Source organism: Paenibacillus pseudetheri (assembly GCF_924513355.1).
In the GTDB taxonomy this organism is placed as follows: Bacteria; Bacillota; Bacilli; order Paenibacillales; family Paenibacillaceae; genus Paenibacillus_AQ; species Paenibacillus_AQ pseudetheri.
This window is the reverse complement of sequence record NZ_CAKMAB010000051.1, coordinates 1-15,079: the sequence shown is the minus strand read 5'-3', so window position 1 is coordinate 15,079 and position 15,079 is coordinate 1. Positions and strand designations below refer to the sequence as shown.

At 38.7% G+C, this 15,079-nt stretch carries 11 protein-coding genes and 2 pseudogenes; 11 read left to right on the top strand and 2 right to left on the bottom strand.

Annotated elements, in window-relative coordinates; all coding sequences use genetic code 11:
- The first annotated feature begins 379 nt into the window (after window positions 1-379).
- The 9 genes from tyrP to L1028_RS27760 all read left to right on the top strand — a co-directional run bounded on the left by tyrP (window position 380) and on the right by L1028_RS27760 (window position 11,637).
- Window positions 380-1,789 carry a tyrosine-tyramine antiporter gene (gene tyrP / locus L1028_RS27800; protein WP_234541204.1) on the top strand — a complete coding sequence of 470 codons (1,410 nt, stop codon included), beginning with the start codon at window positions 380-382 and terminating at the stop codon, window positions 1,787-1,789.
- Window positions 1,790-1,856: 67 nt separating this feature from the next.
- Window positions 1,857-3,722, top strand: coding sequence for a tyrosine decarboxylase (tdc, locus tag L1028_RS27795; protein WP_234541203.1), 1,866 nt, complete (start codon window positions 1,857-1,859; stop codon window positions 3,720-3,722).
- 87 nt (window positions 3,723-3,809) lie between these two features.
- Entirely contained in the window at window positions 3,810-4,634 is an 825-nt protein-coding gene (gene pdxK / locus L1028_RS27790; RefSeq protein WP_234541202.1) for a pyridoxine/pyridoxal/pyridoxamine kinase, read from the top strand.
- Between the two features lie 102 nt (window positions 4,635-4,736).
- The gene (nhaC, locus tag L1028_RS27785; protein WP_234541201.1) at window positions 4,737-6,110 is read left to right on the top strand and encodes a Na+/H+ antiporter NhaC; all 1,374 of its coding nucleotides are present in this window, start codon (window positions 4,737-4,739) and stop codon (window positions 6,108-6,110) included.
- Window positions 6,111-6,259: 149 nt separating this feature from the next.
- Window positions 6,260-6,571, top strand: coding sequence for a YerC/YecD family TrpR-related protein (locus L1028_RS27780; protein WP_234541200.1), 312 nt, complete (start codon window positions 6,260-6,262; stop codon window positions 6,569-6,571).
- Window positions 6,572-7,299: 728 nt separating this feature from the next.
- Window positions 7,300-8,388 (top strand): DUF1648 domain-containing protein, encoded by a 1,089-nt coding sequence (locus L1028_RS27775; RefSeq protein ID WP_234541199.1) that lies wholly within the window; start codon window positions 7,300-7,302, stop codon window positions 8,386-8,388.
- A gap of 333 nt (window positions 8,389-8,721) precedes the next feature.
- Window positions 8,722-9,543, top strand: coding sequence for a helix-turn-helix domain-containing protein (locus L1028_RS27770; protein ID WP_234541198.1), 822 nt, complete (start codon window positions 8,722-8,724; stop codon window positions 9,541-9,543).
- 185 nt (window positions 9,544-9,728) lie between these two features.
- Complete coding sequence (locus tag L1028_RS27765) at window positions 9,729-10,163, top strand: VOC family protein (RefSeq protein WP_234541196.1); 435 nt, start codon at window positions 9,729-9,731, stop codon at window positions 10,161-10,163.
- 484 nt (window positions 10,164-10,647) lie between these two features.
- The gene (locus tag L1028_RS27760) at window positions 10,648-11,637 is read left to right on the top strand and encodes an aldo/keto reductase family protein (RefSeq protein WP_234541194.1); all 990 of its coding nucleotides are present in this window, start codon (window positions 10,648-10,650) and stop codon (window positions 11,635-11,637) included.
- Window positions 11,638-11,645: 8 nt separating this feature from the next.
- On the opposite strand, the gene L1028_RS27755 is transcribed toward L1028_RS27760, so the two are convergent.
- A complete protein-coding gene (locus L1028_RS27755; protein ID WP_234541193.1) occupies window positions 11,646-12,545 on the bottom strand; it encodes a LysR family transcriptional regulator in 900 nt (299 codons plus the stop codon).
- Between the two features lie 177 nt (window positions 12,546-12,722).
- On the opposite strand from L1028_RS27755, the gene L1028_RS27750 reads away from it, so the two are divergent.
- Both L1028_RS27750 and L1028_RS27745 read left to right on the top strand, forming a co-directional pair.
- On the top strand, window positions 12,723-13,565 hold the full coding sequence (locus L1028_RS27750) for a sugar phosphate isomerase/epimerase family protein (protein WP_234541192.1): 843 nt from the start codon (window positions 12,723-12,725) through the stop codon (window positions 13,563-13,565).
- Between the two features lie 266 nt (window positions 13,566-13,831).
- Window positions 13,832-14,959, top strand: a pseudogene (locus tag L1028_RS27745) (sensor histidine kinase); the annotation flags it as partial.
- Between the two features lie 8 nt (window positions 14,960-14,967).
- Here L1028_RS27745 and L1028_RS27740 read toward each other — a convergent pair.
- Window positions 14,968-15,079 (bottom strand): annotated as a pseudogene (locus L1028_RS27740) (IS30 family transposase); the annotation flags it as partial.

The following is a 15,079-nucleotide window of genomic DNA, read 5'->3' as shown; positions in this document are numbered from 1 at the left end:
ATTAATATTATACAAAAATAGGTAATTGGCAATACTTTTATGTTTCAACTTATAAAAGCATAAAAACATAAAAACACTTATCAATAAGTCAATAAAGGCTTTAATACACTAAATAATAAGTTTTTCGAAAATTGGAGAATGCCTTGTTAAATCAACGTTAATTAACGCATTGACAAAACAATAAAGAGAGCGTAATCTTGAGCCTGTAAGTTAATCGATTAACGTTAAACATAAATTTATGATTTAGAAAGACAGCTTTTTGACAATGGGATTGTTGCATATTATGCACATAATATCCCTTCATAGTTTGATTCAATACTTCCAATATTGAAGAAACTGACCATTTTAGAAATTGAAAAAAAGAAAGAAGGATGTAATCATGGCCAGTTCAAAAAAATTAACACTTTTCGGGTTAATTGGTATTACGATGGCGTTCTTTGGTACTGTACGTAGCGTACCATCGCTTGCTTTTACAGGTTGGACTCAAATCTTCTATATGCTTGTTGCAGCGTTATTATTTGCACTTCCTATTGCATTGATGTCAGCTGAACTTTCAACAGGCTTTCAAGAAGAGGGTGGACCTCAAGTTTGGGTGAAAAAAGCAATGGGGGAAAAATGGGGATTTGTTACCTCTTGGTTATTATGGGTTCAAATGTTTTTTGGGATGGTAATGGTTGCTTCCACAGTAGGTATTTTACTCGGATATGTCATTAACAAACCAGATCTTTCTTCCAATAATATCTTTATATTTGTGATTATTCTAATCTCCTATTGGGGAGTAACCTTATTAAATCTCAAATTTGATATGGTTAAAATCGCCGGTAATTGGGGAGCAGTGATTGGTGTTTATATTCCATTTGGTTTCCTAATCATACTAGGTCTTATCTATATGATGAAACACGGGATTCAACCAGATAACTATTTAGGCCATTTTAAAGCAAGCGATTTAGTTCCGAATTTTAAAGATTTAGGTAGTGTTGCTTATTTATCAGCAATTATCTTTATTTTCGCAGGGGTTGAAATTTCATCCGTACATGCGAACAATATTGAGAATCCAAAGCGCAACTATCCAATTGCTGTAATTTCTTCGGTTATTGCACTTGTAATTCTTAACCTTATTGCTGGGTTGACAGTATCTAACGCTGTTCCACAAGGTAAAATGGAACTTGCAAATATTACACAACCCTTTGTTATTTTCTGCAACGATTTAGGAGTTCCATCTATATTTGTTAATATCGTCTCAGCCATGATCTTGATTGGTGTATTAGTGCAGTTAAGCGCATGGGTTCTTGGACCAAGTAAGTCAATGATTAAAGTTGCTGATGAAGGGAATTTGCCTAAGTTATTCCAAAAGAGAACAAAAAAGAATATTCCAATTACTTTTGTTATGATCCAAGCGATTGTTATTTCATTAGTTTCATTTCTTTACGTAGTTGTTCCAGATGTTAATAGTGCATTCTTAATTATTACCATCACAACAACTATTTTATACTGTATTGTTTATTTGTTAATTGCGATCTCAGCTATTCGTTTGCGCTACACAATGCCTGAACTGGATAGACCTTTTAGATTGGGTAACAAAGGGAATGGATTAATGTGGTTTGTCTCACTTCTTTCTATATTAAGTGTTATCATCACGATTTTTGTGAGCATCATTCCACCATCTATTCTTAAACCAAGCCAATATACAGGATATATGATCTATCAAGTCGCAGCTACACTTGTAATGATTGCGGTCGCTCTCATTATTTACAAGCTTAAAAAGCCAGAATGGAAAAAAATTGATTAACTAATTAGTTGCGATAAATAAGTTTGTGAAATTAAATACTAAACATATTGAACCGGAGGAAAATACAATGAATTATCCATTACCAGACATCAACTTGAAAGCATTATTCTTAGGCGGTAAAGGTGAAAATGTCGATATTTTTAAAGAATCCTTAAATAAAATCATAGATGAACATGTGGGCTGGCGTCAAAACTATATGCCACAGGATTTGCCTGTTATTACCCCTCAAGATAAAAGCTCGCAAAGCTTTCAAGAAACGACTGACCACGTACGTAGTGTGTTTAATGAATTATCTTCCAAGCTGCGTACAGAATCGTTACCTTGGCACTCGGCAGGTCGTTTCTGGGGTCATATGAATTCCGAAACTTTAATGCCGTCTATTATTGCTTATACAGCGGCAATGTTATGGAACGGTAATAATGTAGCTTATGAATCATCTCCAGGTACTTCCCAAATGGAAGAAGAATGTGGACATGAATTTGCTAAACTGATGAACTATAAAGCAGGGGAAAGCTGGGGACATATATGTGCCGATGGTTCCATCGCGAACTTAGAAGGTCTATGGTATGCAAGAAACATTAAGTCTCTTCCTCTTGCAATTAAGGAAGTAGCTCCTGAATTTGTAGAGGGTAAATCAGAGTGGGAATTACTGAATATGTCTACAGAATCAATTCTTGATATTCTAGATCAAGCTTCTGAGAAAATGGATGAAATCAAAGCTCACTCTGCACGTAGTGGGAAAAATCTTAGCAAATTAGGTAAATGGTTAATTCCACAAACAAAGCACTACTCTTGGTTAAAAGCTGCTGACATTATCGGTATTGGACTTGATTGTGTAGAAGCTATCGATGTTGATAATGAATATCGCATGGACATTGTTAAATTAGAAGCTAGGATCCGTGAACTCGCTGCACAAAACATTCCAATTCTTGGTGTAGTCGGTGTAATTGGTACAACTGAAGAAGGACAAGTGGACCGTATCGACAAAATCGTAGAACTTCGTGAAAAGTTAGCTAAAGAAGGAATTTACTTCTATATCCATGTGGATGCTGCTTATGGTGGATATGCAAGGGCTATCTTCTTAGACGAAAATGATCAGTTCATTGATTTCGATAAAATTGATGAAGTTTATGCTAAATATAATATTTTCACCGAGAAAAATGCATGGTTAACTGAAGACATTTATAATTCCTTTAAAGCTATGAGTCAAGCTGAAACCATTACAATTGATCCGCACAAAATGGGTTATATTCCTTATTCTGCTGGTGCAATTGTTATTAAAGATATTAGAATGCGTGAAGCGATCTCTTACTTCGCAACATATGTATTCGAAAAAGGTGCAGATATCCCGGCATTACTAGGTGCTTATATCCTTGAAGGGTCTAAAGCAGGTGCAACTGCAGCTGCAGTATGGACAGCTCATAAAGTATTACCATTAAACGTAACTGGTTATGGTAAATTGATTGGTGCAAGTATTGAAGGTGCTTATCGCTTCTATGAATTCTTGAAAAACAAACAATTTAAAGTTGGCGATAAAACAATTAATCTTTACCCACTAACAAAACCTGATTTTAACATGGTTGATTATGTGTTTAATGAAGAAGGTAATACTGATTTGAAAAAAATGAATAAACTAAATCATGATTTCTTTGATTATGCTTCTTATGTTAAAGGTGGATTATATAACAACGAATTCATTACTTCTCATACAGATTTTGCTTTCCCTGATTATGGTAACAGTCCAATGGCATTTGTTCAAAGCATCGGATTTAGCGAAGCTGAATGGAATCGTGAAGCTAAAGTAACGGTATTACGTGCATGTGCATTATCGCCATATGCTCATAATAAAGAAGTGTTCGCAGAGTATGCTGAAAAGATTGAAAAGGCGATTCAAGAAAAACTTGAAGCTATTTATCTGCACGAACAACAGTAATTAAATAGAGTAGCTGGGATGCGTAACTTTAGGTTTGCGCATCCCTTCTATTTATAAACTTTGAAGACTATTTAGGGAGTGGAAAAAATGACTATAAAAAAAGTACTATCGATTGCCGGTTCTGATTCCAGTGGCGGAGCAGGTCTTCAAGCGGATTTGAAAACATTTGAAGAATATGGAACTTTTGGTCTAACCGCCATCACTGCCATTGTCACAATGGACCCCGATAATAATTGGAGTCATCATGTAGAACCTATTGACTCTGAACTTGTGAAAGCTCAGATAAAAACTATTTTCTCCGGTAAGCCCGTAGATGCCATGAAAACAGGCATGCTTGGATCTATCGATACCATTCAGATTGTACATGATGTCATTGACAAATATCAAATAAAAAATGTGGTAATTGACCCAGTTATGGTATGTAAAGGCGAAAATGAACAATTACAACCTGAAAATGGACGGGCCATTCGCGATCTTCTTGTACCAAAGGCAACAATAGTAACGCCAAATTTATTTGAAGCATGCCAATTATCTGGCATGAGAAAGTTAAGCTCAGTTGCTGACATGAAAGAAGCTGCGTATAAAATTATAGAGCTTGGGACAAAATATGTTGTGATTAAAGGGTGGGAATCTCTGGAAGATCATAAAGCAATCGATCTTCTTTATGATGGTTCAGAGTTTACGCTATTTGAATTACCCAAAATAAATACGAATTATAATCACGGAGCTGGATGTACATTTGCTGCAGCTATTACAGCAGGACTTGCTAAAGGATTATCTGTAAAATCAGCAGTGGAAAAAGCAAAAGTTTTTACTACTGAAAGTATCAAGTATGGTTTTGCTTTTAATAGATTCGTTGGACCTGTTTGGCATGGAGCCTATAATAAAGCGAATCAACCTTTGAATATTTAAAAATACTGTTAAGGATTCAAAATGTTTATGTCTTATCTATGTTCTTAACTTGGATATGACTACACTTCGTTTAGATGGTCATGAATGATAAGGAGTGTCACTATGAAAAAAAGTGTAACTATAAAAGAAGGCATATTTCTTTTAGCTGTAATTTTAGCGATTATAGGAATTTGTATTATTGGTTTTAGTTTACCTCCTCAGATTCCCATTTTATTTTCAATTGGAATGATTATGTTATTTGCAGTAATTAAAGGTTTTTCGTGGGATGTTATTCACAATGGAATATTAAACGGAATTCAACCTGGCATCATTCCTATCCTTATATTTATGCTAATAGGGGCCTTAATTAGTGTCTGGATAGCAGCAGGGACAATTCCAACGATCATGTTTTTTGGATTCTCGATTTTATCCGCACAATTTTTTTTACCCTCCGTTTTTGTTATTTGCGCGATCTTAGGAGTAACCGTAGGCAGCTCATTTACAACGATTTCAACTGTTGGTATTGCCCTCTTCGGGATGGGACAAATCATGGGATTTAATCCAGCAGTTACTGCTGGTGCAATTATTTCAGGTGCCTTCTTGGGTAACGACATTTCCCCTTTATCAGATACAACTAACCTTTCTTCTGCCATTGCAGAAGTAGATATGTTTGATCATATTCGCAACATGATGTGGGTTACTATTCCTTCAATCATTGTTTCAATTATTTTTTTCGGATTGATGGGTCACCCTAGCGGAGCCTCAGCTGGAAATAATATTGAGGAGTTAGTTAATACAATACACACTGCATTTCCTAATTCAATTATCACATTAATTCCTGTGTTGGTATTGTTCTTATGCGCTTGGAGAAAAGTACCTGCAATTCCTACTCTGCTATTAAGTATTGTTTCCGCAATTGGTGTCTGTTATATCTATGCTCCGCATACTAGCCTTACTTCAATAGCCAATATCATGCAAGATGGATTTATTTCACAAACAGGTGTGGCGAGTGTTGATGTTCTACTTACTAGAGGCGGTATTCAAAGTATGATGTGGTCGGTTTCACTTATTCTTCTTGCTTTAGCGCTTGGAGGATTACTTGTGGAGTTAAAAATTATTGAGACGATTATTTCAAAAGTTCTAGGATATGCAAGTACAAGAGGTAAATTAACCTTAATGACTGCTTTAAGTTCCATAGGAGTAAATATCCTTCTCGGAGAAGCTTATTTGTCAATTATTTTACCTGGTAAAGCTTTTAAATCCCAATATAATAAAATTAACTTGAATCCCACAAACCTTTCAGCAATTTTGGCCAATGCAGGGGCAGCTGTCAATGCGCTTGTTCCATGGGGAGTTAGTGGTGTATTTATTATGGGTACATTAGGTGTTGGTACATTGGATTATTTTCCATTTGCTATCTATTGTATCGCCGCTCCCGTTATTAATATTCTGATTGGATTTATAGGTGGTAAAAAAATAGCTAAAGCGACTTCTTAATAATTTCATATGTCCTGCCATACCTGAGAAAACTTAAAAAAATTGCAGATTACTTGAAAAAATTACATGAATACTTATTAAAGAGAGAATATCTTTAAAGAGCAACATTTAAAAATGAAGTGTGATAATATGAAATTGGAGGTTGATATATGATAATAGATAAACTACGTGGACAAGACCTAGATGGATTTTTTGAGATGATTTTAATGCTTGAAAACATAGAAGAGTGTTATTTATTTTTTGATGATTTATGTACTTTAAATGAAATTAGAACGATACTTCAGAGATATCAGGTAGCCAAAATGCTATATAATAATAATACTTACAGAGAAATCGAAGCAGAGACGGGTGCAGGATCAGCAACTATCTCACGGACGAAGCGATCCCTAAATGACGGAAATGATATGTATAATGTTCTTTTTAGCCGTCTGAAGGAAAATAATACTTCCTCGCTGCAGTGAAATGTCTCGGGGTTGAGCCGTCAGGGTACGGGTTGTTCACGATCAAACGTTCGCGAGCTTGGTCTAGAATGGTACAGCCTAATTTGGAGGATGAATATCTCAGTTACTGCATTGTATGTATGAACTGTACCCGAAAGATGGACACATTGGTAAAGTGACCTCTCTCGGGTCTTTTTTGCATTTATAACACCTGATTCGCCAATGAATGAGAAAGAAGGTGCTGTGTAGCCTCGCTTAATTACATTACAGGAGAGCGGTTCATCTAAGTTCAGAATTACCTCTAAATAAACTTCAATTCAAATACGATGTGAATGTATAGATTTTAGCATGAAGGTCGTTGTCCTTAGTAAAAATCCCTTCAGATAAAGGGTGCGTGAATGTAAATGTATGGTCCAAACACGTTTCATCCGAAATCCTGTCTATCGTTTCGTGGCTATGCATCGAAAAAATTGGGATAATGAAAACTTGTCCTTTACCTACACAGAATCTAAAACAGATGGACTTGTCATAATTCAGTTGTCAGATGAGTGGCTTTTCGTAGCCAAAAAACTGGATAAATTGTTAATTTCACCCCTATAGTCACTAAAATCGATTATAATTAAATTTATGTTCGATTACCTATCCTAAGTTAATAGGATAATCATACGCAAACAGGCATAGTGATGAATCGCCTATGCTATAAGGGTTATAGAGTTTTCAAATACACACTTATGTATAAGAGGAGGCGAATGATGACGATAATGCCTGTTATAGTAATGATCTTTGTATTTGTACCTGCCATTGTACTCATGGTAAGCATGCCTTATTTAACAAGAGAGACGATTAGTTTTGGGGTCACCATCAGCCCTGTACAATTCCATAGTGAGCCTCTGCGCCAGATGCGGAAGTCATATGCTAGGATTAGTGCTACCTTGCATACCATCCTATTCATTGTTTGTATCATCTGTCTACTATACGGTGATGAACATTCCAAGCAACAAAGTTGGATCATTGTCACTTATTCACTCGCCATGGTCGTAATCTCCCTAGTCATAAACATTAGCTATCATTTCAAAATGAAAAGTTTACTACCTATGCTACCTATTGCTCTGGAACCATCGATCATGGCAGTGGACACTGGATTTCGGAAAAGAAACATTGGCTTGTCTAGTAATTGGTTCCTCATTCATGTTTTAATTATTGTTGTTACTATTGTAACTGTGCTACGCAACTACGATCTGATTCCTGATCAGATTCCGATCCATTACAATAGCAGTTGGAACGTAGACGGCTATGCAGCTAAATCTTATAGTACTGTATTTATGCCTACGATAATGCAAGTGTTGATAACACTTTTGTTCATATTTGAGAATTGGAGTATTCGCAGAGTGAAGCAGCAGGTTCAACCCACTGATCCTAATCGTTCCATCAGACAAGACGTAACTTACCGCCGTACTTGGTCATATTTTATGATTACAGCAAGCTTCTTAATAGTTATCCTGTTTTCCGTCGTGCAACTAAACATGATATCTCTGCTTAACATGAATTTCGCTATCCCTATTATCCTAATCATAATAGCCCTCATCATTCTATACGCCTTCGCCTTATCGTTCTGGGCTGGTCAGGGCGGAAGCCGCTTGGAGCGATCTGCCGATAGCTCCAATGTCAGACCTGTCCATGATGATAAATGGCTATTAGGTATGTTTTATTTCAATCGCAAAGATCCAAACCTAATCGTCGAGAAAAGGCTCGGAGTCGGCTGGGGATTAAATTTCGGTCACCCAGTAAGCTGGCTGTTTTGGCTCGGAATTATTGTACTGTTAGTTGTGGTGCGGTAACAAGGCAAACTCTTATCGATCAATTGAGGACATCGTAAAGGACTCTTGTTTCAGGAATAGGTAGTTTTAGTCCTAAATCTATTGAATACAGCTATGTATTGACCTACACGTACCTGTCATGGATGAGATGTTCGCGTGAGTCAATTAATAATTGCTCTATAATTTTATAGGGGAATGGGCAGTTAATTGGTGTTTCTTAGGGATGTCTAGATAATTTTTCCAAAGCTAATTTGAATAAGTACCAGAGCTTAAGGTTGCTTAAGGTAGTACTTCCTAAGAAAGGTGGAGCGACTCCGTGGATTTAACTTCCATGGCTCCTGTCGCGCATATGCGATGAAGTTACGCACTTATACTCCGCAAGCCCCATTATTAAATTTTGTCGATTATTTCTGGTATCTCGAAGGATATAGTCCTCCTTATTCGAAGGAGCTAACGCTTCCCAATGGTTCGATTGAACTCGTGATCAACCTATGTGAGGATAAGATTAAATTGTTTGATCGAGAATCTAACGGCCTGTTACGGACGTATGACAGCTCTGTCATTTGCGGGCCGCATTCAGAGTTTTTCATCATTGATACTTCCGCAGAGACCACGGTTTTGGGAATACATTTCAAACCGGGTGGAATCTATCCATTTCTTAAAATACCAGTGAATGAACTACATAATATTCGTGTATCCTTGGATACACTGTGGGGAGCAAGAGCTCATGAACTGCGTGAGACGCTGCTTCCCTTGAAAACGGTGGATGATCAGTTTCGAATACTTGAAGAAAATCTTTTAAAATTGGCCTCCAGACCTCTGATACGACATCCAGCAGTAAGCTTCGCACTTAACGAGTTTTTGAGTTTGCGACATAAAAGACCCCTCTCGGATGTAAGCGGACAAATCGGTTTAAGCCAACGGAGATTTATCCAGATTTTTAAAGAAGAAGTGGGGATGACTCCCAAGCTCTTCTGTCGTCTTCGCCGTTTTCAAGAGGTATTGAACAGAATAAACCACACAAAAAGCGTCAATTGGTTGGATGTCGCTATCGCTTGCGGTTATTATGATCAGATGCATTTTATAAAAGATTTCCAAGCTTTCACCGGTCTCAGTCCTACGGATTATTTCTCAAGGCAAGGCAGGCGTCACAATCATGTTGCGATCCACAATTAGCCATATTCAAATGCAGACTATGTTATTATTGGACAATAAATTATTTAAAAAAGGTCAATTTTTTACTATACGCTCGTTTGAGGGGCGATTAGAATAGTATGTGAGGCGGGAATAGTCAGCTTAAGCGCATCAAGCGATACTGCATAGGGCTTATCATCTTCCAGGAAAGAGAGAGGTGGATTTTAATGAATAAAGCAACCCCGTTTCTATGGATCAAGAATACTGCGGAGGCGATTGAGTTCTATAAGAAAGCTTTCAATGCCGTAGAGAACTATCGCTTGACGGAGCCGGAAGGCAAAGTGGCTCATGCTGAGATTACAATCGGCGGAGCCAACATTTCAATTGCTGGTGAATATCCGGAATTCGACATTTTAGGGCCGGAAACTATTGGTAATACGACAGTTGGTATCCATCTGAAGGTGGACGATGCGGATAAGTTGTTCCATCAGGCGATTGCGGCTGGAGCTACAAGCGTTAATCCTATGGCGGATCAATTCTACGGTGACCGATCGGGAAGTGTGAAGGATCCGTTCGGACATTATTGGATGATCTCTACCACGATTGAAGTCGTGGATCCGGAGGAAATACAAAAACGATTCCTCGCTTTGTATGTAAATTAATCTGTTCTCCGTAGACTAAGGTGCCTCCGATAGAAATGAAGATGTCTAAGCTCAAAGGTTGCAGTGGCAACCTTTGGGCTTAACTTCTATTTTGGTTAATTTTTTTACATGGAAGAACTTACTATAGCAGCATAGCTTAAGAAATGTGGAATTCGTCGGAAAAAGCTTTTGATAAAGCTAAGCAGAGAATAAACCTGTCTTCTTATCTATTGGGTGCAGCTAATTATTGACCCACACGTACCTGTCATTGATGAGATGTTCGTGAGGGTTGCTGGAAAGCTTGTTCTTTATCAGTAACTTTTCGAGAGGCGAAGTTAGAGTTTCGAAACAGAATATTTACCGAAAAAAACGCCTAAAGGGCGTTTTTTATTATCTTTAAGTATCTCAGTAATATCTTTTTTGAATTAAATTACATATTAAAGAGTATTTCTCGTATTAATCTCTCTTTGTTACAATCAGATTGTTATCTAAAGGAGGGTATAAAATGAACCATCGCAAATTAGGAACGAGTGGCTTACATCTAAGTGAGATCGCCTATGGTAATTGGATTACACATGGTGCTCAAGTGGACAATGATACTGCCCATGCTTGTGTTCACGCTGCATTGGATGTAGGGATCACAACATTTGATACTGCAGATGTATATTCCGATACGAAAGCTGAGATGGTGCTGGGCCAAGCATTAAAAGGAGTGCACAGAGCTGATATCGAATTATGCACCAAGGTGTGCCATCCTACAGGGACGGGACGTAACGCAAGAGGACTTTCTCGTAAACATATTATGGAGGCCTGTCACGCTTCACTGAACAGATTACAGACCGATTACATTGATATCTATTATGCGCATCGCTTTGATGCAACAGTATCCCTTGAAGAGACCTTTTTGGCTTTTTCGGATCTGGTGCGTCAAGGTAAAGTTCTCTATGTCGGGATAAGTGAGTGGACGGCGGATCAGATAGCAGAAGGTGCTATTTTGGCGAGGGAATTGAAGGTGCCATTGGTGGCTAGTCAACCTCAATATTCGATGTTATGGCGGGTGATGGAGGCTGAGGTAGTTCCTGCTTGTGTGCGGGAAGGGATTGGACAGGTGGTCTGGTCACCGCTTGCTCAAGGGATTCTTTCAGGCAAATATTTGCCAGGGCAACCGATGCCTGAGGGCTCTCGTGCTTCAACAGCTGCGGGCTCACCATTTATGAACAAACTGGCGGGTCAGTGGCTTCGGACTGAAGTGCTTGAGGCGATCACGCAACTCTCTTCCATGGCAAGCGAAGTAGGATTGACGCTTCCGCAGTTGGCTATAGCATGGGTGTTACAAAATCCACAAGTCTCATCTGCAATTATTGGGGCATCCAAACCTGAGCAGGTTATAGAAAATGCCAAAGCTGCGGGAATTCGTCTGGATAGGGAAGTGATGATGCAAATCGATAGGGTGCTAGAAGGGCTCGTTGAACGTGATCCTAGTAAAACGGGCTGAATATCTCATTATTCACGATTAATAACTTCTGAACTTATTTGTCCTATAATCTCTAGCAACGCGGATAAGGAGGCACGATCGGAATCGGTTCTCCAAGCGGCATAAAGGGGAATCGATGGTGTGCTTTCTTTAAAGGAACGAAATACGACACCTTCGCGCTGAAAAATAGCAACGGAAGAGGGAACAATAGCAACTCCAAGATTAGCGGCTACCAAGTTTACAATGGTGTACATCTGAATGGCTTCCTGTACTACATTCGGATACATGTCATGTTGGGCACAAAAGCTCATAATGAGGTCGTGAAAAGGAGCTCCTAGATGGCGTGGGAACGATATAAACGGCTCTAAAGCTAAAGAACGAATGGATAACGCCGGTAAATTAGCTAGGTGATGATGCTCTGGCAAAACGGCAATAAGTGATTCATTGACTAGGGGACGATGGTCGATATGTTTGCCGGGCTCTGTATAACGTACAAATCCAATGTGAATCGTTCCTTCATGTAAAGCCTGCCACTGCTGAGCAGACGTCATTTCATGTAATGTGAGTTGTACTTGTGGATAACGCTCCCGAAACTTTTTTAACATATCAACCAATACTCCACCAGCTGCAGAATCTATAAATCCAATGTTCAAATGTCCGATAATTCCTTGATCGACTAATTGTGTTGTTTTAATAGAGCGTTCCAGTTGAGATAAAATGGATTTAGCCTCCTCTAGAAATACCGCCCCCGCTGGCGTTAGACGAACTTGTCTTTTATTCCGTTCTAATAGTTTCACACCAATCTCATTCTCCAGGGCTTGAATTTGCTGGCTTAAGGGAGGCTGCGTCATATTTAGCTTCTCTGCTGCACGGTTAAAATGCAGTTCCTCTGCTACTGCAATAAAGTATTGTAATTTTTTTATGTCCATACTTTTCATTCTCCCTTGAAATGCTTCTCCAAGCAAGTATAAGGATCTTTGAAGAAAATTGAAAGGAATGAAATATCCTTAGAGGTGTTCTATTCGAGGGCCAAATACGCTAGACTTGAAATGGGTACCCAGAACAATGACGAACTGTTTGATTGGTCAAAAAGGGGGAGAACGACGATGATAAGAGGATTAACAACAGCAGGCTTGGGTGAACTCAGTTCTAATGAAGAATATATCAGACTTGCGAGCCAATTCGCCTTTCAGTCGATAGACGCGAATCCATTGGAGTTAGTGCAGCAGTACGGCAAGGATGGGGCTGTTCAATTGCTGGCAAGCCATGACATCAAGCTAGGATCATTTGGTTTAGCGGTAGATTGGCGCACAACAGAGGAAAGCTTCAGGGAAGATTTGAAATCGCTTACCCAAATGGCTGAGGCCGCTGCTGCATTAAAATGCACCACATGCTGTACATATATTTTACCTTCAACAGATCTTCCGGTCGCACCGTTCATGATTGTAGCCACGAGACGTTTAAGATTATGTGCGGAAATATTAGGCGCTTATGGAATTAAATTAGCATTAGAGTTCGTAGGCCCTCATCACTTACGTACACAATGGGCAAATCCATTGATCTGGTCGATGCAGGATACGTTGAACTGGATGGAAACGATTCAAGTGAGAAATATCGGATTGTTACTGGATTCCTATCATTGGCATACGAATGGATTAACGAGTGAGGATCTGCTGAAATTACAACCGCATCAAATTGCGTATGTCCATATCAATGATGCAAAACCTCTGCCCATAGAGGAATTGCTGGATTTTGATCGATTGTATCCAGGAGAAGGATCTATTGATCTTACAGGATTCTTGGGAAGCCTGAAAAAGATCGGGTATAACGGTGTGATCGCCCAAGAAGTCCTAGCACCAGCTTCCGCGCAAAGTTCATCTGAATTATTTTCTCGTTCTAAAGCAGGCTTCGATAAAGTATTCTCATCACTGGAAAACGTACCAATATAGATTGAACTTGAAAATATTCAAAAAAGGGAAGAGTGGTGGAAGTCCAAACATTCTCTGGAGTCACGACCAACCCGAAATAGGAAAATCATCAGATCAATCTATATAGCATTTGATGATCTCGCGTAAATTAAGTTCTATAAAAACTTCTGCCGAGTGTTGGTAGAAGTTTTTTTCTGTTAGCAAACGCTCTCCCCATGTGATAGTATTTCACTAAAATACGGAGATGAATATTTAGCGGCTCCAATGCTAGTGAGAGGGGAACAGTCGTGTCGATTCGGATAAAATTACTGTTATCATATACGGGAATGCTAGTCGTTAGTTTACTTATAATCGTAATGACGGCAGCTTTATTTACAATTGCTTCTACAGGAGATGTTCATAGTCTTCGGGATTTTTATAAAGTGCACTATCAATTAAATCCGTTGTCGGAGCAAGAAGAATCGATTTTTTTAGAATTAAAGTATTTAGCCAAGCATGACCCGGATGAATTGCAGAACAAGGATTTGTTACTGGAGTATGATTTTAAGCTAAAGACAGAGAAAGCGGGTCTATTTGTAAGGCGAGTGAATGACCCTGTTTTTGAATCACGCACCTTCAATCAACCGGAATTAAAGGAGGCTTTACCTCCTTACGATCTCAATAACTATCAGATTCGTAACACGTTTAATATTAAAGAAAGATTTTATGGATATGCCAAATTTGACTTTAAATATTCGGATGGGGCGAAAGGCAGTGTTTTCGTCATCAAAGAGCATAGTCCTTTTGCGGAACTCACACGGAGGCTGTTACCGATCTTTTCATTGATATTGATTGGCGTTCTTGTGGTTGCGAATGTGCTATTATATCGCTGGATTACACGAAGTGTTATTAAGCCACTGAACAAGTTAAGGGATTCCGCAGAACGAATTCAAGAGGGTGACCTTCAATTTGAGATTAACCTGCAATCCAAAGATGAGATCGGGGAGTTAAATAAAGCGTTCGAGACGATGAGGCAGAGGTTGCAAGAGTCAGTGAACCTTCGTCTGCAATATGAGGAGAATCGGAAAGAATTAATCTCAAATATCTCACATGATTTACGTACTCCGATTACAAATATTAAAGGGTTTATTGAAGGCATACGAGATGGTGTCGCCAATACACCAGAGAAGATGGACATGTACGTCGACATTATCTATAACAGTACCATTGGAATGGATAAATTGGTTGATGAATTGTTCTTATATTCCAAGCTGGATTTGAATCAGGTCCCATTTGCGTTCGAAGCTGTTGATATTATTGCATTCCTTGAGGATTGTATCGAAGAGATGCGCTACAATAACGAAAATAAAGGAGTTTCATTTCATCTAGACGACCATAACTTCGAACGTATTGAGGTTGTTGCAGATTTGGATAAGACGGATTGTCAAGCTAAGTGCGACACATGGTCCATGAAAGATTCATGAGCAGATTTCCAGCCTAAGCATTTTCGTGGACGATGGTTAATGAGATGTAAGGCATGAGCTAGTTCCTGATCG

Excerpts from the sequence above, each read along its gene's own strand:
- tyrP (WP_234541204.1), top strand. The coding sequence starts at position 380 with ATGGCCAGTTCAAAAAAATTAACACTTTTCGGGTTAATTGGTATTACG.
- tdc (WP_234541203.1), top strand. The coding sequence starts at position 1,857 with ATGAATTATCCATTACCAGACATCAACTTGAAAGCATTATTCTTAGGC.
- pdxK (WP_234541202.1), top strand. The coding sequence starts at position 3,810 with ATGACTATAAAAAAAGTACTATCGATTGCCGGTTCTGATTCCAGTGGC.
- nhaC (WP_234541201.1), top strand. The coding sequence starts at position 4,737 with ATGAAAAAAAGTGTAACTATAAAAGAAGGCATATTTCTTTTAGCTGTA.
- L1028_RS27780 (WP_234541200.1), top strand. The coding sequence starts at position 6,260 with ATGATAATAGATAAACTACGTGGACAAGACCTAGATGGATTTTTTGAG.
- L1028_RS27775 (WP_234541199.1), top strand. The coding sequence starts at position 7,300 with ATGATGACGATAATGCCTGTTATAGTAATGATCTTTGTATTTGTACCT.
- L1028_RS27770 (WP_234541198.1), top strand. The coding sequence starts at position 8,722 with ATGAAGTTACGCACTTATACTCCGCAAGCCCCATTATTAAATTTTGTC.
- L1028_RS27765 (WP_234541196.1), top strand. The coding sequence starts at position 9,729 with ATGAATAAAGCAACCCCGTTTCTATGGATCAAGAATACTGCGGAGGCG.
- L1028_RS27760 (WP_234541194.1), top strand. The coding sequence starts at position 10,648 with ATGAACCATCGCAAATTAGGAACGAGTGGCTTACATCTAAGTGAGATC.
- L1028_RS27755 (WP_234541193.1), bottom strand. The coding sequence starts at position 12,545 with ATGGACATAAAAAAATTACAATACTTTATTGCAGTAGCAGAGGAACTG.
- L1028_RS27750 (WP_234541192.1), top strand. The coding sequence starts at position 12,723 with ATGATAAGAGGATTAACAACAGCAGGCTTGGGTGAACTCAGTTCTAAT.